The sequence below is a fragment of the Archangium violaceum genome (genome assembly GCF_016887565.1).
In the GTDB taxonomy this organism is placed as follows: Bacteria; Myxococcota; Myxococcia; order Myxococcales; family Myxococcaceae; genus Archangium; species Archangium violaceum_B.
This window is the reverse complement of sequence record NZ_CP069396.1, coordinates 3,392,026-3,412,712: the sequence shown is the minus strand read 5'-3', so window position 1 is coordinate 3,412,712 and position 20,687 is coordinate 3,392,026. Positions and strand designations below refer to the sequence as shown.

Sequence of the window (20,687 nt, the reverse complement as noted above, 5' to 3'; positions counted from 1 at the left end):
CCCCCTTGCAATGGCCACCCTCCGCTCACCGCCACCCTTGCCAGGAGCCGTCCATGTCAACGCAGCATCCCGCCTCCCCCATCCGCGAGAACCCGCTCCCCTCGCCCCGCCGCTTCGGCGGCTGGAAATTGTTCCTGATGCTGGCCGCGCTGCTGATGGGCGCCACGGGCGCCGCCTATCTGCTCGGCCCCGACGCCGTGGAAGGCAGCCGCCGCGCCATCCGCGTCACCGCCCGTACCTCCTTCGTGCTGTTCCTGGCCGCGTTCACCGCGTCCTCCTTCGCCTCGCTGCTGCCCGGCCCGTTCACCCAGGCATTGCTGCGCGAGCGTCGCATCGTCGGCCTGTCGTTCGCGTTCTCGCACCTGCTGCACGCGATCGCGATCTACGCCTTCGGCCAGCTCAATCCCGAGTTCTGGCCCAGCCGCTCCACCCTGACCAACCTGCCCGGCACGCTCGGCTACGTGTCCATCCTGCTGCTGGCGGTGACCTCCCATCGCGGTCTTGCCCGGCGCATGGGCCCGACCGCCTGGCGACGGCTGCACGTCACCGGCATGTGGGTAATCGCGGCGGTGTTCACCTTTTCGTATTTCAAGCGCGTGCCGATGAACTACTGGTACGCCGTGCCTTCGGCGCTGCTGTTCACCGCGGTGGTAGTGCGGCTGATCGCCGGGCGCGCCCAGGCCCTCCGGCGCGGCACGCGGTCTCTCCTGGCTCCGACCGAGGCCTGAACGGGACGCTGCCGCGCTTCTCGCTGCGGGGCCTGCCCAAGAAGGTCTGAACGAAATCCAGCACTGATGGCAAAAGGCCCGCTACCGTCCGGTACCGGGCCTTTCGTTTTGTAGCTTAGCGTGCAACCAGCTTCGCCACGTCGAGAACCGCCTGGGCGAATGCGCGCGGTGCTTCCTGCGGCAGGTTGTGGCCGATGCCGCCGGTAAGGTGGCGATGCTCGTACTTTCCTAGGAATTTCTTGGCGTAGACCTTGGGGTCCGGATGCGGAGCACCATTGGCGTCGCCCTCCATCGTGATGGTCGGGACAGTGATGTTGGGAAACTGCGCGAGCTTTTTTTCCAGCGCTTCGTACTTCGCCTCGCTCGGCGCCAGGCCCAGACGCCAGCGATAGTTGCTGATCGAGATCGCGACGTGGTCGGGATTGTCGAGCGACGCAGCGGAGCGCGCGAAGGTCGCATCGTCGAACTTCCACTGCGGCGACGCCAGTTCCCAGATCAGTCGGGCGAACTCGTGCGTGTATTGCCGATAACCCGCCTCGCCGCGCTCGGTGGCGAAGTAGTACTGATACCACCACTGCAGCTCGGCCTTGGGCGGCAGGGGCTTTCGGTTCGCCTCCTGGCTGCCGATCAGATAGCCGCTGACCGACACCAGCGCCGTGAAACGTTCCGGCCACAGCGCGGCCAGCGTGTCGGCGATGCGCGCGCCCCAGTCGAAACCGGCGACGACGGCCTTGTCGACCTTGAGCGCATCCATGAAGGCAATCGCATCGGCGGTGAACACGGACTGCTGCCCGTTGCGCAGCGTATCGGCAGAGAGAAAGCGCGTCGTGCCGTAACCGCGCAAATGCGGAATGATGACGCGATAGCCGGCTGCGGCAAGGATGGGTGCGACGTCTACGAACGCGTGGATGTCATAGGGCCAGCCATGCAGCAGCAGGATGGGGTAGCCATCGGCGGGGCCCGCTTCGGCATAACCGACGTTGAGCACGCCGGCTTTGATCTGTTTCAGCGTCGAGAAGCGGGTGCCGGCGTCGGTGATACCTCTGTCGCTGGGGGTGCTGTCTTGCACGACCGGCGCGGCTTCGGCATTGCCCATCAGGCCGAGCTGGGTTGCAAGCAGGCCGAAGGCTGCCGTACCGAGAAAACCGCGACGCTGCTGGTTGAATTCTTCTGACATGAATTTCTCATTCGAGGATTGTTCGCCGGATCGGCAGTGCATGCCGATCCGGTCGGTATTGATTACTTTGCTTGGGCAGCCTCTTCGATCACCTTCGCTACCGCATCCGGGTGCGAGACCATGACCACATGCGAAGCGCCCTTCACTTCGACGACATCCTTCGGGTTGGCGCGCCTGGCCATGAAGCGCAGGCCTTCGAGCGGGATGTTCTTGTCGGCGGTGCCATAGACGAAGTAGGACGGCAACTGCTTCCAGGCAGAACCGCTCGCGGCCTCATTGAGCGCGGCCACGGTCACCGGGCGCTGGCCGGCGGCCATCAACGCGGCTTGCTTGGGCGCCACGTCGGCGGCGAACTGTTGGTGGAACTTGTCCTGGCGGATGTAGAGCTCCTTGCCGCCGTCAGCCAGCGCCACCGGATCGGCGAGCGCATCGCCCAGCGTGCCGCCGGGAAACTTGCCGGCTAGGCCGGCGACGGTCTCGCCCTGCTCGGGCGCGAAGGCGGCGACGTAGACCAGCGCCTTCACTTCGGGGTTGCCCTCGGCAGCCTTGGAAATCACCATGCCGCCGTAGGAGTGGCCGACTAGGACCAACGGGCCCTTGACGGCGCCGATCACGCTGGCGGCATATTGCGCGTCATTGCCGACACTGCGCAGCGGATTGGCCACGCTCAGCACCGGATAGCCCTTGGCCGTGAGCTTCTTTGCCACACCGTCCCAGCTGCTCGAGTCGGCAAAGGCGCCGTGGATCAGCACGATGGTGGGCTTGGCGACGGTGCCCTGTACGGCAGTGATGGGTGCTTCGGCATGGGCCGTCGGTACGACGGCGGCAAGGACGCTCGAAGCGGCGAGAGAGAGCAGCAGGTTCTTCATGATGGTTCCTTCCGTACGGACTGGGGCTTCAGGCCAGGGTGATGCTCACGTCGATGTTGCCGCGCGTCATCTTCGAGTACGGGCAGGTCTGGTGCGCAGCATCGACCAATGCTTGCGCAACATCGCGCGGCAGGCCGGGCAGGCTCACGTTGAGGCGCGCCTGCAGGAAGAACCCGCCGTTGCCGGTACCGAGGTCGACTTCGGCATCGACCGCGGTGTCGGCGGGAAGGGCCACCTTCTTTTCCTTGGCGGCCAGGCCCATGGCTCCGATGAAGCAGGCCGACCAGCCGGCGGCGAACAGCTGCTCCGGGTTGGTGCCGGCGCCGTGGCTGCCGGGGGCGGACAGCTTGATGTTCAGGCGGCCATCGCCGCTTTGCGCGACACCGTCGCGGCCGCCGGTGGTGTGGGTCTTGCCGGTGTAGAGGACTTTTTCGATCTTGCTCATGATGCTTCCTTTCAGGTGGATTGAGTGATGCAACGGTGGAGCGACAGACTTGGTTCGGTTCGGCGAGCAGGGCGCGGATGGCGGCTTCGGTTTCCCTGGTCCTTCTTGTTGATCAGGTAGGTTGCCGCACGCAGGTCGAGGCGACGGTGAGGGTGCCGGCCAGCAATGCGAGTGAAGCCTCTATCGGTGTATTCATGATGCGGTCCTGTTTCTCGGATGACCGCATTCAAGGCCCGCAACGTATCCGGGATGTGTCCCGAACCGGTCTCAGTTCAATGTTGTGTGTCTGTAGCCGCTCCAGATACAGTGAGATACAAATCTCCGGCTCGAGGGCTGGTGTCAAAGAACTCCGGGCCCCCCGGGGCGCCGAGACGGAGTCAAAGCGCTACTCCGCCGAGCCGGTGCTGGACGACACCGCGTTGGTGGGACGACTGAGCTACATGCTCGCCCACGGAGTGAAGGAAGGACTGGTGGAGAGGAGTGCCGAGTGGCCGGGCCTCACGTGCCTGCCTCAGTTGCTGGGTCCTGCGCGGCGGCTCTTCCGGTGGTTCATCTGGACGAAGCGCTGGAGTGGACGCACGAGCGAGTACCTGGCGGCGCAGCCAGGGCCCTTCGCCGAAGAATGGGCCGAACCGGTGGAGTTGGAGCTGGCGCCACTGCCGTGCTGGCAAGGACTGGATGAGGAGGACAAGCAGCGTACGGTGCGCGCGTTACTGTACATGAAATTGGCATGTGCCCATCCCTGACATTCTCCTCCTTCCTCGTTGCGTCCACCCTCGCCGTCGGCTGCCAGGGCGGCGAGACGGACGTCGACTCCCTCCAGGCCACCGAGCAGCAGGCCACGGACCCCAGCTTCCGCGTCTACAACATCGTCGAGGCCGTGCTCCCCGCCGCCAACTATGACGGCGTCGAGGGCGACGAGTGTCTCGCGCTCCTGAACCCCCAGCATCGCCTCCGCCAGGTCATCCTGGTCGAGGCTGCCGGCCCGGGGGCTCCTGCGCGCTCAGCGCCTACAGCGCCGGCACCGCGCTCAGCTTCACCTGGGGCGACACCTCCGTCTATCAGGGCTCGGCGGGCATCACCGCCATCCGCGCCGCGCTCTCCGACACGGATGGCGCGGTCCACAACCTGGTCGGCTCGCTCACGTCCGAGGCCACCGCCCTCGCCGACCTGCAGGCCTTCCTCGCGAAGACCGACGACAAGCAGGCCGAAGCACTCCACGGCTTCACCGCCACCCGCGTCCACTCGCTCATGGTGGGTCACGCTCTTACGCAGCGTCTGCCCCACCCCGAGCAGCATCTGGAGCCAGCACGTGCAGGCCTCCTGCACCATGGCCTCCGAGGGGACGACCCGTCGAGCATGCAACAGACGCCCCCCCGAGCTGAGAGGGGATGCGGTCCTCCTCCCAGCCGTCGACAATGTATCGGACCGTCTTGAAGAGGGGTATTGACTGTCAGGACCGAGCCGGGAGCGGCGTTGCCCTCACGGCCTCTCCACCGGCCTGGCGCACAGCTCAGCGGCACCCGTCCGCAGCCCTCCTTGGCCCCTCTGCTCCAGCCCTCACCTTCTCTACAGGCCTCCCATTCGTCCTATGCGTATGCGTTGGCATGTGTTGTCGCCGCACTCGATGGTCGTGGGCGCGCTCTGCTGACTGTTCTAATAGCGAGCGCGTACTATGCAGTGGGTCTTGATGTAGTCCACATCATCATAATAAGCGCATGAGAGGTACACATTTAGCCTGTCGGTCGCGGTGCAGTCCTGGCGCCCGGTCTGGGCGGTGAGGTCTGTGTCCATATTCACGCAGTCACAGCTCTTGCAGCTCTCCTTCTTATTCAGACACACAGAGCGCGTCTCAGCGTTTGCGATGGTCGCGCAGTATTGAGTGGCGCGCTTGCAGCTTATGTCGCCACACTCAAGGGTCTCTGGGAACGAGTTGGTGTCCCCGTCCACATCGTCTTCGTTCGAGTCACCACAGCCCACCACCAGCATGGAGAGAAGCACCAGGTACCGCGTCGTCGCCTTCATGTCGTCCTCCCGAGGAGTTATTGGGGGGGCATGAACGCCCCCTCCTGACGGGAAGAGACAGGCCGGGCGACACCGTTGCATGAAATCGACCGCTACCCTCCCGGCTAGAGATGCCGGAGGGAGCAACCCCTTGAGATTGCTGGGCTTCCCAGGTTGTCCCCGACGGGAATCGAACCCGCCGGAGGCTTCTATACGCCTGAGGTGGATGTGTCGTCTCCGGACTGCGTCCAGAGAGACCCGACGAGCGAAGCTCGGGTCAGCGCCGGTGCACGTTTTGGCACGTCAGAGGCTGTCGAGGAAGGTGAGCAACGCCAGGCGGTCTTCTCGCGGCAGCGCCACCACCGCGTCCCGCGCCGCCTGCGCTTCCCCGCCGTGCCACAGCACCGCCTCGAGCACCGAGCCGGCCCTCCCATCGTGCAGCAGGTTGACGGCGCCAGACACCTGCGCGGTGAAGCCCAGGCCCCACAGTGGAGCCGTGCGCCATTCACTCGCCTCGGGCAGGCCGGAGTCGTCCGCCAGCCCCGCGCCCATGTCGTGAAGCAGCAGGTCGGTATAGGGGTGCACCGTCTGTGCACGGAGCTCCTCGAACGGGTGGCGCCCACCCGTCGTCAGCTCGCGCAGGTGACAGGCGCCACAACCCACCGCGGCGAACACCTCGGCGCCGCGACGGACCTGCACCGGCGAGGTCACGCGCTGCGGTATGACCCCGAGCAGCCGCAGATAGGTGACGAGGCGAGACCGGTCTTCGCCGCTGAGCGCGCTCGCCGTCACCCCCACTCCGAGGTGGGCCTCGAGCTCGGCGTCGACCTGCGCGGAGACCGACGGGTGCTCAGCCTTCCAGCCAAAGCGGCCGAGCCGCGGTTCTTCACCCGGCGCGCCTCTGCTCAGCACAGGGCGGCCCGAGATGCCGTCCCCGTCGCAGTCGGTCTCGTCGGCGGCCGCCAGGATGGTCGATTCGTCGACCGCCTCGAGCAGCCCCAGGCCGACCAGAGCCGGCGCCAGCCGCGCCGACGCGCGCAGCGGCCGGCCGGCGTCGAACACCGGCCGGTGCAGCATCACCACCTCGCCGTCGCTGAGCGTCACCGGCTGCGGCTCGATGCGCGAAAGCCGCACCGGGGCCTCCTGGGGCTGAAGCTGGTCGCCGAATTCCGGCTCGCCGGTCAGCCTGAGCACCAGCGATTGCACCTGCTCTCCCACCGGCGGCAACACGCCGCGGCCGTTGAAGGCATGGCAGGCGATGCAGCTCCTGGCGTTGAACAGCGGCCCCAGCACGTCCTGCAACGGTAGGGGCGGGTTGCCCGCCTCGACGTGGGCGCCCGTGTCGAGCTCGGTGTAGAAGAGCCGGCGGCCTTCGAGAAACCCTTGAGGGTGTGGCCACTGGATGTTGAGCGCCAACTGCGAGAGCGCGTACTTCGGCTCGACCGGGGTGCCGTCGGCGAGGGCGACGAATGGCACGGTGGTGCCTCCGCCGAGGCGGGCGTCGGGAGGAGGCCCCAACATGCCGGCGGAGTCGAAGGTCTCTGGAGTGAGGCCGCCGAGGCCGACCTGGTAGCGGAAGGTGTCGGAGAAATAGGACGACCCGCCGGCAATGGGGGCGGGGTCCATGGGATCGGCGCCGGCAAGGTAGATGCCGAGCTCGAAGTCGAGGATGTCACCCGCGCGGAGCGGCCGGCCTTCGCGGACGTTGTCGGTCACCGTCTGATCGAGCTGGCGCGGCGACACCTGACGCATCTGCTGGTTGACGTGAAAGGTGTAGCCCCCGTTCTGGTTTCCCTCGAGGCCGTACTTCTTCCAGCTGCGGAAGTTGGTGATTGGGCCGTACATCGAGACATCGGCGATGGGGTAGTACGTGATCTTGATTTCGGAACGGCCGGCCGCGACCGCGTCTTCGACCACGAGCCGGTAGCTCCGGTTCTCGAACGAGCGCGTGTCGAAGGAACCGAAGCGCTCCTCGCGCTCATGACGGCCGCGCACCCGCCCGGCGACCTCGGTGACGAGGACGCCGTCCTCCCGGTGGCGGATGATGGGGCCGGTCTCGGCGGGGCCTTCGGCGAACAGCGGGGTCACCCGGGGGAGCGACGCCTGCCGGCACTGCTGCGGGCCGGGACCGAGCACCACCCCAGCGCCGCCACCGAGCTTGACCGGCTCGCACCCCGCGAGCACCAGCGCCAGCACCAGCATGTCGGGCGACCGTCTGCGCATCGGCTTCGCCAGTCTACCACCCGCGCACGCCGCCCGAGAACCAGAGCGAGCCGAAGGCGCCGCCGACGCGAACGGGCGACTCGCCCACCACGGTGCCCTCGAGGCGCGGGGCCCAGACGGCTCCATCGAGGCCCAGCCCGAGTGCAAGCCACCTCCACGGCCGCCACTCGCCGCTCACCCCCACCTGGGGACCCCAGAGCACGCCCTGCGTGACAGCCCCCACATGCCCTTCCGCGGGCAGTCCCTTGAGCACCCCGAGCCCGCCGCGCAGCCCGACGCCGCCCCGAACCATCCACCGCGCCCGCTCGGCCCGCACGTCGAAGGTGACACCCCCATCGACCAGCGTCGCCGACACCGAGCCCGAGGCCCGCTGTGCTCCTCCCCGCAGCGACGCCACGTCGAGGCGCATGCCCACCCAGCTCCCAAGCCGCACGTCGGCCGCAAGCCCCCCGCCAAACAGCGGCACCGCCCCCGAGCGGCCGACACCGAACAGGCCGAGCTGCACCCGGCCCGGCTCAGCGATGGGAGCGGGCGCACCCTGCGGGGCGGGCGGGGTCGGTGGAGGAGGCGGGGCCTGTGGGGCGGGCGGGGCCTCGACCGGCGGGTGGGGAGGCTCCGCTGGGGGCGAAGACCACAGCCGCGCGACGGCTTCGGCCACCAACAACGCGACCGTTCGGGGAACGGCCAACCCGCTGATGTCGGAGGTGTCGACCTCGAACTGCTCGGGCTTTCGGCTCAACACCTCGAGCGCCACCCTGTAGCGCGGCGCCGTGCAGTCGACGGTCACCAGCGTGTCACCCTCGCTGGACGCCGCGTCGACGGGCACCTTGAGCTCGACCGCCAGCAGCCGGCGCAGCTCAGGTTCGACGCCTGGTGGGCAACCCGTGGCGCGCATCGCTACACGCCCCGAGCCAGGCATCGAGACGGCGGCCACCAACCACACCACAGCGACCATCACGCCTGGGCCCCCTGCGCGGCGCCGGGGTACCTGGACGAAAGAGGGGACATCACGGTGCTCCGAGCCTTCCCCACTGTCTCACGGCGTCGACCCGCCCCGACCGCGGAAACTCGTCGACGAAGCGCTCGGCAGTGCTGCGGGCGGCCGCGGCGTCTCCCGCCCGGGCCTGGGCCTCGACGGCGCGGGCAAGCGCGTCGGGGGCGAGCGGGCCCTTCGGGGCCAGCGCGTGCGCCTCGAGAAACGCGTCGGCCGCCTCTCGCGGGTTGCCCAGGTCGTCGAGCAGCACCCGACCAAGGGTAAAGGCGGCGAGCGACGCGCGCGGGTCACCGCGAAAGCGCGACAGCACCCGGCGGAGCGGGGCGAGCGCAGCCTCGGGGTGGCCACTGAGACGGGCCACGTCGGCGGCGCGGAGCAGATCGCCGGGCTCGTCATCGGGAGCGCCCTCGCGCTGCAGCGCCGACCATGCAGTCTGGAAATTGCCCTGCTCGGCGAGCGCTCGCCAGGTGGCCGGACGACGCACGCTCTTCCTGCCCGGGGGCTGCGGTGCCGACGCCACGCTCGGCGCCCCGGGCATCGCGGGCACACCACCGTCCTCGCCCGCCTCGGTCGTCACCTTCTCAGGCCCGGCGGGCGCGCCGGCAGCTTCAGGGGCGAGCGCCTCGGCGCGGAAGGTGCCTTGCTCGCCCGCCGCCAGCAGCGTCTCCCGAGCTCCGGCGCGCACCCGAACGCGGCCCTCGGTGACCACCACGCTCACCTGCTCGTCACCTCGGGTGACCGAAAACACAGTGCCGACCACCTCGACATCCACCGCGCCAGCCGACACCCGCACCAGCCGCCCGTGCTGCGGGGCGACACTGAAGCGCATGGCGCCACGCTCGACCTCGAGCCACAAGAGTCCCGGCTCCGAGCGGAGGGTGCGCACCGGCGCGCCGATGGGCATCACCACCCGCGCGTCTTCACCGATCGCGACCTCGGGAACGCCGGGCCCGCGCAGCTTCGACGGGACGAAGAGCCCGACCAGCAGGAGCACCGCAACGCCGAGCCCGGCCAGAGCCACCCGCCGGCGCACCGCCCGTTGGTGGTAGCGCCGGCGCACCTCCGCTTCGAACAGGGTCGCCTCGTGGGTCGAGTACTGCGGTTCGAGCGAGCGCGCCGCCTCAGCCAGACGCTGGTGCAGTTCAGTCACGGTGCGCCTCCTCCATCGCCGCGTCCACCGCGGCGATGCGTCGTTTGGCCGTCGAGAGCGAGCAGCCCAACAGCTCGGCGACGCGCTCGAGCCGCTCCCCCTCGAGATAGCGCAGGCTCCACGCCACCTGCTCGTCCGCCGACCTGCCGTCGAGCACCCGGTACACGTCGCTCAACAGCGCCCGGTGCTCGCCGTTGGCGCGGGGCGTGGAGAGCAGCGTGGGGTGCCAACGCTCCCACAGGCCGAAAGCGCGCTGCACCCGCCGCCTTCGCAGCCGCCTCAGCGTCAGCCGCACCGCGGTCGACGCCAGGTAGGGCTTGATCCGCAGGGGGTTTTCGAGCCGCTTGAGACCATCGAGGGCACGCACGAAGGTGTCCTGCACGATGTCGTCGACCTCGTCGTCACGCCCCAACATGCGCTTCACCACCCCCGCTATGTAGGGGCGGTACGCCCGAACCACGGCTGTGAAGTCGGCCGGGTCGACCTCCAGCTCGGTGGGGTCCTGGTGCAATGGAATGAGTCGCCCGGGTACAGACATGACTCTTTAGAGACACTACCGCGCAAAACCAGGTCACGCCACGGTGTTCACGCATGGTCACCCACACCACAGCACACTGAGAGCTCAAGGTGCTTCCTTCACCTACACCGGGCGCTGCCTGCCTCCACACCTCGAGCAAACGAACAAGGCTTGTCGATTTTGTTGAGCCGAATACAGCCGCAAGAGTCTCTACAGACGCGATGGCATTCGCAGACATGCGCTTTTCCCGAAGCTCCTTTCGGTCCTTCGGCGTCTCTGCAAGGAGCGACCATGCGTCTCGGCTTGGCCTTCAAACGTGTTGGAGTCTGTGTTTTTCTCGGGCTCTCGGCATGCGAGGGATCTTCCTATCTTTCTCTGTCGAACCGAGGTGAGGGCGAGACGATGTCGGCGCATCTGCTGACAGCGTCGGAATACAACGCGACGATTCAGGATCTGCTCGGAGTCACGTCTCGGCCGGCCGACTACTTCCCAGCGGTTTCAGCGTCCGAGTTCGACGCGAACGTGGGCGTGCTCGCCTCCCTGTCACAGGTTCAAAGTGAAGCGGTCTTCAACGCCGCCCGCGACGTGGTGGACAAGGCCTTCGAGTCGCCCGCGCTTACCGCGCGCCTGGTCACCTGCACTCCCACCAGTGACACGGATGATGAATGTCCGAAGTCCCTCGTGAAGAAGCTGGGTCGCCGCGCGTTTCGCCGCTCCCTCGACGCCGAAGAGGTGGACGCGTACATGGCGACCTACCACAAGGCGAGACAGTCGCTGGAGATGGGCCACGTGGACGCGGTCGCGCACGTGCTCCGGGTGATGCTCAGCAGTCCATCGTTCTTCCTTCGCATCGAGCGTCCCGGACAAGGGAAGAGCGCATTCGAGTCCGCGGCGCTGGCGAGCCGCCTCTCCTACCTGCTCTGGGGCTCCATGCCCGACGATGAGCTGCTCGATATCGCCGAGAGCGGCAAGCTCGACGATGACGCGGCGCTGATCGCCATGACGGACAAGATGCTCGCGGATCCGCGAGGTCAGCGCTTCGTCTCCCACTTCCTCGGCCAATGGCTCGGCACCGTGCGCCTCTCGAGCCACAGCGTCGACACCAGCCGCTTCCCCCAATGGACGCCGACGGTGGCAAAGGGGGTCGAGGCGCAGGCCAACGACTTCTTGTATGGCTTCGTGACCGGGACCACTCCCTGGAGAGAGCTGTTCCTGGCCCCGCACCCGGCGAACACGGCGATCCAGCCGCTGCTCGCCGCGGACCCGACGACCCTGCAGCGCCGCGGCTTCCTGACGCTGCCGGCCTTCCTGACGCTCAGCTCCCACAGCGATCGCACCTCGCCCACCTCCCGAGCCAAGGGCGTCATCACGTCGCTCTTCTGCACCGACATGACGCCTCCGCCAGGAGTCATCACGGAGCTTCCGCCGCAGGATGGCCCGACGCCCAAAACCGTCCGTGAGCGACTCGAGGCGCACCGGCGTAATCCGTCCTGCGCGGGCTGCCACAACATGCTCGATCCACTCGGACTCAGCCTCGAGAACTTCGATGCAGTGGGCCGCTACCGCACCCAGGACGAGGGGCAGCCCATTGACGCGAGCGGCGTCTACGAGGGCACACCCATCGCCAACGTGTCGGAGCTGCTGCCGCTGCTTGCGAAGGATTCGCGACTCGGCGCTTGCGCGCCGCGGAAGCTGTACAGCTTCGCCATGCGCCGCAGCCTGGGGCCGGACGATGAGCCACAGGTCGCCAGGTTAACATCCACCTGGAATGCAGGAACGCTCCGCGAGCTCCTTCACCAGGTCGTGGTTTCGCCCGCCTTCCGTGGGCACGCCGAGGAGGCTCCATGAAGACCCAATTGTCGCGCCGAACCGTCCTGCGTGGAGCAGGCGTCGCGCTTTTCCTTCCCTGGTTGGAGGCGCTCGCGCCTCGCGTCGCCCGCGCCGCGGCCGGGAGCATTCCTCGCCGTTTGTTGATCTGCGCCTTCCCCAACGGCGCTCCGCACGATTGGTGGAGCACGGCTCCCGCGTTCGGAACGTCGGTCTCGGGTGACGCGTTCCAGCTGCCCAACGTGCTCACGCCCTTCCAGCCCATCAAGCACAAGGTGATGATGGTGAGCCGACTGGGCAACTACACGTGGAGCAACGACGGCGACAAGCCGACCCCGAGCGTCGAGCCGTCGCACGCGCGTTGCATGTCGGCCGTCACCACCTGCATCGATGCCGATGAGGCCGCGCGTAAGGCGAACCTCCCCCTCGACTCCGCGGTGCGAAGCACCACCTCGGTGGATCAGCTCATCGCGCAGACCCTGCGGGGCCAGACCGGCCTCAACTCGATGCAGACCGGTCTGGGCGTCAAGCCCGGCTTCTTCGACTACCGCAGCTACGCCTACAACCAAGTGCTGTCGTGGAAGTCGCCGACCGAGCCGCTCAAGCGGAACGTCAATCCACGTGTCATTTTCGACGCGTTGGTCGGAAGCGGCAACGCTCAGACTCCGGCGGAGCTCGCCAGGCTCAAGGCGCGAGAGAAGAGCGTGCTGGACGCGGTCCGCGAGGACACGAATCGCATCAAGAAGCGCGTGAGCAGCCGCGATCAGCAGGTGCTGGACCAGTATCTGACGACCGTGCGGAGCCTCGAGCTCGCCGCCGATCAGGTCTCGGCCACATGCCGTACGCTTCCCGCCCCCAACGCAGTGCCCGAGCCGCCCGGCCCGCAGCAGGGTCTGTCCCAGGGACAGGACGGGTACGATCACGAGCTCCACGCCGACGTGATGAACGATCTCATCACACTCGCCTTCGAGTGCGATCGCACGCGCGTGGTGACCCACCTGCTCGATGACGCGCGTTCCGAGTTCGAATATCGCAACATCCCCGCCTCGGACCGTACGCGCGTGGGGCTCGCGTACAATGCGGGAGCCAGCCTCCACTACCACGGCAGCCAGCACGGAGAGGGCGAGCTGGCCGATACGACGGAGAATGGCAAGTACAAGATCGTGAGGCCGAGCAACCGCGACTTCGCGGCCATCAACGCCTGGATGGGCCGCAAGGTGGCGGAACTCGCTCTCAAGCTGGATGCCATCCCCGAAGGCGATGGCACCGTGCTCGATCACACCACGCTCGTGTTCCTCAGCGAGATGCGCACGCACGACCACGATGCGTTCGATCTGCCGATCCTGATCGCCGGTGGCAACGGTGTCCTGAAGCGGAACACGCACATCGCCTATGACTCGGTGGGCAACGACCGGCAGCTCCGCGATATGTGGTACACCATCATGCGGCACGTCTTCGGCATGCCTGTGACCTCGTTCGGAGAGGACGCCCGAGGCGTGGCGAACGCGGAGCTCACCGAGCTCCTCGCGTGAGCTCTCTCTTGGGTGCGTGCCTTCAACCACGGAGCCGCCTCGAGGGCTCACGCCAGCAGCAGACGCTCCTCGAGACCCAATGGGGGACGCCCAACCTGGAGGGTGAAGCGAACCCCAACACCCAGTTCCTCCATGGCGCGCTCGGTTCCTCGCGCCCGGAGTGGTTTCTGCCGGAGTTGTCGGTGCGCGCGGGTGGCCTCTTCTCGCGCTCGGTGAATCTCGGAGCCTCGAGCAACGAGGGCCAGGTCCGCGACGTGCTGGTCCCCGTGGTGATGGCCGCCGATGTTCGCGCCGCGGTGGTGGCGGGAGCCTTCCGGGCCATGGCCTCGCTCGGTGTGGCACCCCGCCGCGCCTTCGCGGCCAGCCTGACCCCTGTCGGCGACATCGACGGGCCGAAGCTCATCAGCCGCGAGCATTGGCTGGGAGCCACCCTGCTGGATGATGCGCTGTTCATCAGGGCAGGGCGTTTGACACTTCCATTCGGAATCCGCTCGGTCGAGCACACGCTTTGGGCCAGGGCGGTGACCCGCACCGACTCCAACGACAGCCAGCAGCACGGAGTGGCAGTGGCGCCCCCCATTCACTATGGCTTTGGATGCACGGCCGCCTCGGCTCCTTCCACGTTCGCGCTACTCGGCGCCACGGTGGTTGTCCTCCAGAGTCGTCGGCGCAGCCGGCGCTGAGGACCGGAAGCTGACCGGAACGAACGAACCCGAGACAACGACAACCCGTATGAACTTCAAAGTGAAGAGTCTGCTCCTGGCGCTGCTGTGTGCATGTTCGCAAGGTCTCGGTTCGCAGTCGCCGGATGGCGGCCCCCAGACGCAGAACCCCGGTCCCAAGCCGGGTCCCGTCGATGGTGGCTTGGGAGCGGACCTGGATCCTTCGGAGCTGGACCCGGTCTCGCATGGAGGTACCATCACCTTCGAGTCCATCGGTGCGCCGGGTTGGTACCCGAGTCGGCGTGATCCCGAGACGGGGCCCTGCGATGCCTACCAGGCCTCGGGTTGTTGTCTCAGCAAGCATACCATCGAAAGCAATGCGCTGACCCCGTGGGACGAGGATCTCATCGTGACCCTGCGTGGTCCGATGAAGGTCAAGCAGTTTGCCGTGTATCAACCGGCGGGCGATTCGAAGGGTCCCTGGAACCTGGTGTCTTCTTGGGACGATCGGAGCCCGAAAAGCCCGCGGGGCCTCCACTTCGAGGGGAACAGCACCGAGGAGAAGGGGTTCGACGGCATCATCGGGACCGAATGTCTGGTCGACGTCTCGACGAGCGAGGACTTCGCGTGCGGTCCGGGAAGCGTGCCGTACTGCCCGCCGCAAGGTAGCGGAAAGAAGAAGACCTGGGGTTGGTCTGGCTCGAAGCTCTTCGTGATGCTCGCCACCATGCCCCACGCGGGTTCGCTGGGCCATGCTTGCTCGCAGGGTTCGGGCGGAAACTGGTTCGATGCCCCGTGGGTGGGCCTCAGTCATGGAGAGCTCGTGCGCGCTGGCGCCTTCGGCAGCTGCCACTGTTATGCCAAGGAGCCTGACAAGTGGTACCTGGGTGACGGCTGCGGTCAGTTCAACGTCTTCGAGGTCGTGAACGACAACAACGACTTCCGGAACTTCGACGTCTTCAGCACCAACATGTTCGGCTATGCGGGCTACGTCGGCGAGGGCCCCTGTGGCTCGAGGTGCAAGGTCGGCTCTCTGGGCAGTGAGGCCGATCTGATCGACAAATCGACGAGTACCGAAGCGGCGCGGGGCGCGGTCGCCAGCCCCACCCGTGGGCCTGGTGCAGCGCTCCGCCGTCCGGTGTCTGGCTATCGCTACTTCTTGATCCTCCTCGACGTTCCGAACCGGACCGTCCAGTTGGCGATCATCCATCCGCTCAATGTTCCCGCCTCGGTCGGCGCGCTGCTCCCCGGATTGCCGGCCCAGATGGAGGCGTCGACCGTCGAAGCAGTCCGGACCTTGCGGCTGCCCAGGTGATAGGCGAGTTCGGTTCACTTTTGAAGGCGACGTGACAGAGGTATGGGACGAGTGATTCTTCGCGGCCAGTGGTCGAATGCAGTGGTTTCTCTGTGCGTGCTCTTGATGTCCTTCTGGGCTCGTGCGGAGCAGGGCGTCACGGTTCTCGAGCTCATCGGGGACCGTCGGGACGCGGTTCGGGGACAGCTCGAACGTTCGTTGCAGGCCAAGGGCTCCGAGGTCGTCAAGGGCAAGCTGTATGAAACCCGTGCGCGACGGTTGGGGTTCCGGGGACGCGAGGCCTACACGGATGCGGCCATCGCCGTGCTCTCGCGGGAACTGGGGCTCGCGGCAACCGTCCGGGGAGCCGTGTCGGGACCTACGCTCACCGTGAAAGTGGTGAGCACGTCAGGAAGGTTGCTCGGAACCGAGTCATACCCGCTCAAGAAGGGAAAGCTTTCACAGAAGGACGCCTTCCGCGTTGCGGAAGCGATCTTGACGACGTTGCGCGGAGCCGCAGCGGAGGTCGTCCCCCAGGAGTCCGTGGAGGCGGCAATGCCAGCCACGGCAGATGCACTCGCTTCGAGTGGCGCCGGCACCGCCGAACCCACGGCCAAGGTCGAGGCAGTTCCCGCAGCTCCAGCAGTTCCAGGGGAGGAAGTGCCGCTGGTGAAGGCTCCTGCGCCGATGATGGGGCCTCGATGGGTCTCCGTGAGGTTCGGTGGAGCCACCACCTGGCGCTCCTATTGTGCGGCCCCCGGCATCGCGTCGTGCGGTCAACTGGAATCGCAGCCGGTGGAGGAGAGGCCGGGGAACTACCTGTTGTTCGGAACGCAGAGTCCGTACTCGGGCTTGAGCGCCGAGCTCGATGTGTTTCCGCTGGTCCTCCTGGGAGACACGGCGCTGAAGGGCCTGGGCGTAACCGCCGAGCTGTCGCGTCGCTGGCCCCAGGTCAGTGTCAACGGAGGCGGACGTGAGGGAACCACGAGCGCCGCGGACATGTATTGGTCGCTCTTCGGCACCTATCGTTTGTACTTCCCGCTATCGTTTACGGCCACGCCCCTCCCCGCGTTCGTGGGGCTTCGGGGGGGGATGATTTCCCGCTCGTTCGAGGTGGCCGAGGAGTACCAGGCGCTGCTTCCCAAGACGAGTCGCACACATGCGTCGTTGGGCCTGGATGTGTCAGTGACCCTGACCCGTCTGGCTCGGGTCGAGGCGGGCTTCCTGTACTTCATCCGGCCGCAGCCGGGCCAGGAGCAGAAGGAGCGTTATGGTCCCGAGGTGTCGAGCAGCGGCTTCGGGTTCGAGGCGGGAGTCAGTGGCGATCTCTTCGGGCCGCTCGACTACAGCATTCGCTACCGCTTCCAGAAATACGCGGACACATTCTCCGGAGCGGGGACGGACTGGACCAAGGGAGGCATCTCCCAGGAGAGCTATTCCGGCCTGACCTGGACGTTGGGCGCATCCTTCTAAGAGCACTTCCACCCCAACCCACTTCAAAAGCGCTTATGATACTTCGTGGCCTCGTTTTCAGCCTCCTGATGGTTTCAATCCAGTCCTGTGCGGTCGCTCCCAGCGAGCCGAACGATCCCATCGGGGATGGCGGGAGCCCGCGTGCGGATGGAGGAGTTCCCGACGGTGGTTCCGCTGATGGTGGCACAGACGACTGGGGCAACGGTGCGATCTCGGTGGATGGGCGAGCCATCAAGGCAGGTGGCAAGGCCGTCCAGTTGAAGGGCGTCTGCTGGAATCCTGTCGGAAAGGGTCACGACCACCCGCCCAGGGGTGACTACGCCGCCTTCGCCGACAAGGATATCGCGCTGATGAAGGCCGCGGGCATCAACGTGGTCCGCACCTACGACACCATCCGCGACACCGCGGTGCTGGACAAGCTGCACGCCGCGGGCATCCGCGTGATCATGAGCGTGTACGCCTACGGTGGCGACCCCGCTTCTCGCGCCTCCGAGCACGTCACGGCGCTCAAGGATCACCCCTCCATCCTCATGTGGTCCCTTGGCAATGAATGGAACTACAACGGCCTGTATACCAATATGTCCTTCAATGACTCGATGGCTCGCTTGAACCAGATCGCCGCCGCGATCAAGGCGCTCGATTCCAAGCACCCCATCGCGACCGTCTATGGCGAGCTGCCCTCCAAGGCCACCATCGAAGCAATGCCGGACATCGACGTCTGGGGCCTGAACATGTATCGCGGAATCACGTTCGGAGACGCCTTCACCAGGTGGAAGGACCTCAGCCCCAAGCCCATGTTCGTCGCCGAGTACGGTGCGGATGCCTTCAATGCGAAGATCCCCGGATACGATCCCGAAAGCCAGGGCAAGGCGACCCACGAGCTGACCCAGGAGATTCTCGCTCACTCGACCGCGAACAAAGGCGGCGTGTGCTCCGGCGGCACCATCTTCGAGTGGTCGGACGAGTGGTGGAAGTCCGGGAATCCCTCCCAGCACGACAACGGCGGCACTGCCCCCGGCGGTGGCCCCTACCCTGACAGCACCTTCAATGAGGAGTGGTGGGGTCTCGTCGACGTCGACCGAAACACGCGGCCCGCGTACGAGGCGCTCAAGAGCCTCTACGCGCCTTGAGCTGATTCGACGTCGGCGTCGTCTCGTCGTTGTGGCGGCACGTTGTCTTGAAAGGAGTCGAAATGTGAGCTGCGTTCCTGAAAAGTTCGCCCCCGCGAGCAGTTCTTCGCAGGTGGCCATCTATTGTCGGAATCCAAAGCAGGGAGTGAGCATCCGGCCCGCACTGTTCGCGGCGGTTTCCTGGGTATGTCTGGCGGTTGCCGCATGCAGCCCCGGCACCGCGCAAATCGGCGACGGGCCAGCGCCGGCCAATGGATCTGACGGCTATACCGAGCTGACCTGGCCCGAGCAGCAGCCCACGACCCATTACACGCTCCCCAGTGGCACGCTCGTGACGAAGGTCGGCGGACGCACGCGCGACCGCCACGCACGCGAGATGCCCCCGAAGGGCGATCCGATGGGCGGGGACAACTACATGACCTTCGCGGCGCACTATTTCGAGCGCCGCACCCACGACATCACCATCTACGACAATCCCAATTCCAAGAAGCCCGGTACCCGCATCCTGACGATCGTCGTGCGTCCGCAATGGTGGTTGTACGGGACGAACTTCCGGGGCGGATACATCGGGCGGCGCGGAGACGAGCCCTACCTGCCGATGTCGGTGGCGCTCTACGGCGACAACGGTGGCATGAAGCAGCTGCCCCCCGGGACCCTTCTGAAGGACCAGGAGCTGAAGACTCCGATCGAGAACTACGACGCCCTGCCGGACAACAACAGCCCAAGCACCTATCGGGATCTCAATGTTCCTCTCGCGGACGGCGAGTTCGTGTTGGTGAAGCAGATCACGCGCTCTCCCGCGCTCAATCGGGATCTGCGAGAGGGCGACCTGTATGAGTTCGAGCTCGGCATCTTCCTGGACGGCCCCAAGGGCGACGAACTCGGTCGCTTCAACTACTACTCGGATGCGCTCGTCTACCGCGTCGGCTCTCCCGGCATCGTGCCCTGGTACCGAGGCCCCTGCTGTGATGCCCCCTCGATTCCCTGGGACTCGACTCCCATCCCGGACAGCGCTCTGGCTGGCGGCAAGATGATGACCCTGCAGGAAAACACCTCGGGGTTCACTCACATCAATTTCATGCAGGCGAGCCTCAATATCGCGGGTCGCAACATCCAGGCCTTCACCGAAGGGCGACGCCTGATCCATACCTCCTTCCTCACCGGTGGCCACCACGAGCCTGGCAATCCGCCTGTCACGGCTGCCATGAACAAGGCAGGCCCCAGGTTCCAGCAGGCCTCATGCATCGACTGCCACGTGAACAACGGCAAGAGCTCTCCTGCGCTCAACACGCCATTGTCGACGATGGTGGTGCTCACCGCGGACGTGGACGCCACCGGCGAGCTCGTGCCGGACAGCCGCTTCGGCGGGCACCTCTGGCAGGGAGTGGTGAACAACGGCAAGACCGTGTACGACGGACGCAACGCGGTACTGAAGATCACCTCGTATCGAGAGATCCCGGGGCAGTATCCGGATGGCACTGCATACACGCTGCAAGAGCCCATCTATTCGCTGACGGATCGGATGGGCAATACGCTGGAGATGCCTGCCCGCATGTCGGTGCACACGGCTCCGCACATGGTGGGGATGGGCCTCCTGGAGGCAGTGCCGGAGAAGCAGCTGAAGGCCCTTGCCGAAGCGAGCCAACACGATCCCGATGGTGCGGTCGGCAAGCTTCAGTTGATTCCGGATCCACGTTCCCCGTCGGTCATCCGCGTGGGTCGCTTCGGTTGGCGCGGCACGGCTTCGACCGTGGAGGAGCAGGTCTCAGGCGCCCTGAACAACGACATGGGCGTGACGACGTCGATGTTCCCCACCCACAACTGCAGCCTGGCCAAGGACGACGTGGATTGCCGCAATGCGAATTCCACCACTCCGGAGCTCAGCAACGAGAACGTGCGCCTCATCGTGGATTACACGAGCCTCCTGGCGGTCCCGCCCCAGCGCCACTTCCCCGGTGAGCAGCCTCTCCGGAATTACGCCGTGGACTTCGGAGCGCTGGTCCAGGATCCGGATCAGTCCAAGCTCGAGGCTGAGTTGGCGAAGATGCGGGAGGACGAAGCGGCCGAGCGTCAGATGCAGGAGCGCGTCGCTGCCGGCTCCGTGCTGTTCACGCAGGCTCGCTGCAATGCGTGCCACGTGGCGACGCTGACCACTGGAACCGAACACCGCTATGCCGAGCTGCGGGAGCAGACCATTCATCCGTACACGGATCTGCTGCTGCACGACATGGGGCCTGAGCTTGGAGACAACTTCCCTCAAGGTGTCGCCACCGGGCGGGAGTGGCGCACCGCGCCGCTGTGGAGCCTGGGTCTGCTCGAGCACACCAATCCCGGTGCGCGTTTCCTCCACGATGGTCGTGCCCGCACCATCGAAGAGGCCATCTTGTGGCACGGAGGGCAGGGCCGCGCGAGCCGGGACCGCTTCAAGGCCATGTCAAAGGAAGAGCGCGGCAAGCTGATCGACTTCGTGAAGTCGCTCTGATCCCTGGTGCCTTCCGGGGTGGAATTGCTCGAAGCGTTCACGTCCGAGGCCGGGCGTGAACGCGCCACTCCTCCAGGCAGACAACCAGCAGGTGCCGGCCCGGCTCGCGAGGCTGCCCCGGAGCACGGTGGACGAGGCGCTTGAAGGCTTGCCCACGGCAGGTGCGGGGCTCACTGCTCG

Annotated in this window: 18 protein-coding genes; 9 read left to right on the top strand and 9 right to left on the bottom strand. The window is 66.4% G+C overall.

The features are described 5' to 3' along the window. Positions 1-53: 53 nt before the first annotated feature. Positions 54-728, top strand: a complete 675-nt coding sequence (locus JRI60_RS14250; protein WP_204226373.1) for a ferric reductase-like transmembrane domain-containing protein — start codon at positions 54-56, stop codon at positions 726-728. A gap of 115 nt (positions 729-843) precedes the next feature. Here the strand turns inward: JRI60_RS14250 and JRI60_RS14245 are convergent, their stop codons facing one another. From JRI60_RS14245 to JRI60_RS14235, 3 genes are all read right to left on the bottom strand, one after another. Beyond that, positions 844-1,905 carry an alpha/beta fold hydrolase gene (locus JRI60_RS14245; RefSeq protein WP_239470520.1) on the bottom strand — a complete coding sequence of 354 codons (1,062 nt, stop codon included), beginning with the start codon at positions 1,903-1,905 and terminating at the stop codon, positions 844-846. 62 nt (positions 1,906-1,967) lie between these two features. Beyond that, positions 1,968-2,774 (bottom strand): alpha/beta fold hydrolase, encoded by an 807-nt coding sequence (locus JRI60_RS14240; protein WP_204226372.1) that lies wholly within the window; start codon positions 2,772-2,774, stop codon positions 1,968-1,970. 28 nt (positions 2,775-2,802) lie between these two features. Beyond that, entirely contained in the window at positions 2,803-3,219 is a 417-nt protein-coding gene (locus JRI60_RS14235; protein WP_204226371.1) for an organic hydroperoxide resistance protein, read from the bottom strand. A 401-nt stretch (positions 3,220-3,620) separates the two neighbouring features. On the opposite strand from JRI60_RS14235, the gene JRI60_RS14230 reads away from it, so the two are divergent. Continuing rightward, on the top strand, positions 3,621-3,965 hold the full coding sequence (locus JRI60_RS14230) for a hypothetical protein (protein ID WP_239470519.1): 345 nt from the start codon (positions 3,621-3,623) through the stop codon (positions 3,963-3,965). 315 nt (positions 3,966-4,280) lie between these two features. On the opposite strand, the gene JRI60_RS14225 is transcribed toward JRI60_RS14230, so the two are convergent. The 6 genes from JRI60_RS14225 to JRI60_RS14200 form a co-directional block, all read right to left on the bottom strand. Then, positions 4,281-4,472 (bottom strand): hypothetical protein, encoded by a 192-nt coding sequence (locus JRI60_RS14225; RefSeq protein ID WP_204226370.1) that lies wholly within the window; start codon positions 4,470-4,472, stop codon positions 4,281-4,283. 403 nt (positions 4,473-4,875) lie between these two features. Beyond that, positions 4,876-5,244 (bottom strand): hypothetical protein, encoded by a 369-nt coding sequence (locus JRI60_RS14220; protein ID WP_204229506.1) that lies wholly within the window; start codon positions 5,242-5,244, stop codon positions 4,876-4,878. 282 nt (positions 5,245-5,526) lie between these two features. Continuing rightward, a complete protein-coding gene (locus tag JRI60_RS14215) occupies positions 5,527-7,425 on the bottom strand; it encodes a di-heme oxidoredictase family protein (protein ID WP_204226369.1) in 1,899 nt (632 codons plus the stop codon). A gap of 34 nt (positions 7,426-7,459) precedes the next feature. Further along, positions 7,460-8,404 (bottom strand): hypothetical protein, encoded by a 945-nt coding sequence (locus tag JRI60_RS14210; protein ID WP_204226368.1) that lies wholly within the window; start codon positions 8,402-8,404, stop codon positions 7,460-7,462. Positions 8,405-8,453: 49 nt separating this feature from the next. Beyond that, positions 8,454-9,590, bottom strand: coding sequence for a FecR domain-containing protein (locus JRI60_RS14205; RefSeq protein ID WP_204226367.1), 1,137 nt, complete (start codon positions 9,588-9,590; stop codon positions 8,454-8,456). Next, on the bottom strand, positions 9,583-10,005 hold the full coding sequence (locus tag JRI60_RS14200; protein ID WP_239470790.1) for an RNA polymerase sigma factor: 423 nt from the start codon (positions 10,003-10,005) through the stop codon (positions 9,583-9,585). The genes JRI60_RS14205 and JRI60_RS14200 overlap by 8 nt, the downstream gene beginning before the upstream one ends. A gap of 393 nt (positions 10,006-10,398) precedes the next feature. Here JRI60_RS14200 and JRI60_RS14195 point away from each other — a divergent pair, with 393 nt between their 5' ends. The 7 genes from JRI60_RS14195 to JRI60_RS14165 all read left to right on the top strand — a co-directional run bounded on the left by JRI60_RS14195 (position 10,399) and on the right by JRI60_RS14165 (position 20,507). Beyond that, the gene (locus JRI60_RS14195) at positions 10,399-11,955 is read left to right on the top strand and encodes a DUF1588 domain-containing protein (RefSeq protein ID WP_204226365.1); all 1,557 of its coding nucleotides are present in this window, start codon (positions 10,399-10,401) and stop codon (positions 11,953-11,955) included. Then, positions 11,952-13,466 carry a DUF1552 domain-containing protein gene (locus JRI60_RS14190; protein WP_204226364.1) on the top strand — a complete coding sequence of 505 codons (1,515 nt, stop codon included), beginning with the start codon at positions 11,952-11,954 and terminating at the stop codon, positions 13,464-13,466. Before JRI60_RS14195 ends, JRI60_RS14190 begins: the two co-directional genes overlap by 4 nt. Next, positions 13,463-14,149, top strand: a complete 687-nt coding sequence (locus JRI60_RS14185) for an MYXO-CTERM sorting domain-containing protein (protein WP_204226363.1) — start codon at positions 13,463-13,465, stop codon at positions 14,147-14,149. The genes JRI60_RS14190 and JRI60_RS14185 overlap by 4 nt, the downstream gene beginning before the upstream one ends. 49 nt (positions 14,150-14,198) lie before the next feature. Beyond that, complete coding sequence (locus JRI60_RS14180) at positions 14,199-15,443, top strand: DUF2403 domain-containing lipoprotein (protein WP_204226362.1); 1,245 nt, start codon at positions 14,199-14,201, stop codon at positions 15,441-15,443. A 42-nt stretch (positions 15,444-15,485) separates the two neighbouring features. Further along, the gene (locus JRI60_RS14175; protein ID WP_204226361.1) at positions 15,486-16,895 is read left to right on the top strand and encodes a hypothetical protein; all 1,410 of its coding nucleotides are present in this window, start codon (positions 15,486-15,488) and stop codon (positions 16,893-16,895) included. A gap of 215 nt (positions 16,896-17,110) precedes the next feature. Further along, positions 17,111-18,025, top strand: coding sequence for a glycoside hydrolase family 2 TIM barrel-domain containing protein (locus JRI60_RS14170; protein ID WP_204226360.1), 915 nt, complete (start codon positions 17,111-17,113; stop codon positions 18,023-18,025). 145 nt (positions 18,026-18,170) lie between these two features. Next, positions 18,171-20,507 carry a di-heme oxidoredictase family protein gene (locus JRI60_RS14165; RefSeq protein ID WP_204226359.1) on the top strand — a complete coding sequence of 779 codons (2,337 nt, stop codon included), beginning with the start codon at positions 18,171-18,173 and terminating at the stop codon, positions 20,505-20,507. Positions 20,508-20,687: the final 180 nt, after the last annotated feature.

Coding starts and splice junctions, on each gene's coding strand:
- JRI60_RS14220 (WP_204229506.1), bottom strand. CDS start 5,244: ATGAAGGCGACGACGCGGTACCTGGTGCTTCTCTCCATGCTGGTGGTG.
- JRI60_RS14240 (WP_204226372.1), bottom strand. CDS start 2,774: ATGAAGAACCTGCTGCTCTCTCTCGCCGCTTCGAGCGTCCTTGCCGCC.
- JRI60_RS14225 (WP_204226370.1), bottom strand. CDS start 4,472: ATGAGCGAGTGGACGCGGGTGGCGGTGAAGCCGTGGAGTGCTTCGGCC.
- JRI60_RS14215 (WP_204226369.1), bottom strand. CDS start 7,425: ATGCTGGTGCTGGCGCTGGTGCTCGCGGGGTGCGAGCCGGTCAAGCTC.
- JRI60_RS14175 (WP_204226361.1), top strand. CDS start 15,486: ATGGGACGAGTGATTCTTCGCGGCCAGTGGTCGAATGCAGTGGTTTCT.
- JRI60_RS14180 (WP_204226362.1), top strand. CDS start 14,199: ATGAACTTCAAAGTGAAGAGTCTGCTCCTGGCGCTGCTGTGTGCATGT.
- JRI60_RS14245 (WP_239470520.1), bottom strand. CDS start 1,905: ATGTCAGAAGAATTCAACCAGCAGCGTCGCGGTTTTCTCGGTACGGCA.
- JRI60_RS14195 (WP_204226365.1), top strand. CDS start 10,399: ATGCGTCTCGGCTTGGCCTTCAAACGTGTTGGAGTCTGTGTTTTTCTC.
- JRI60_RS14250 (WP_204226373.1), top strand. CDS start 54: ATGTCAACGCAGCATCCCGCCTCCCCCATCCGCGAGAACCCGCTCCCC.
- JRI60_RS14200 (WP_239470790.1), bottom strand. CDS start 10,005: ATGTTGGGGCGTGACGACGAGGTCGACGACATCGTGCAGGACACCTTC.
- JRI60_RS14190 (WP_204226364.1), top strand. CDS start 11,952: ATGAAGACCCAATTGTCGCGCCGAACCGTCCTGCGTGGAGCAGGCGTC.
- JRI60_RS14235 (WP_204226371.1), bottom strand. CDS start 3,219: ATGAGCAAGATCGAAAAAGTCCTCTACACCGGCAAGACCCACACCACC.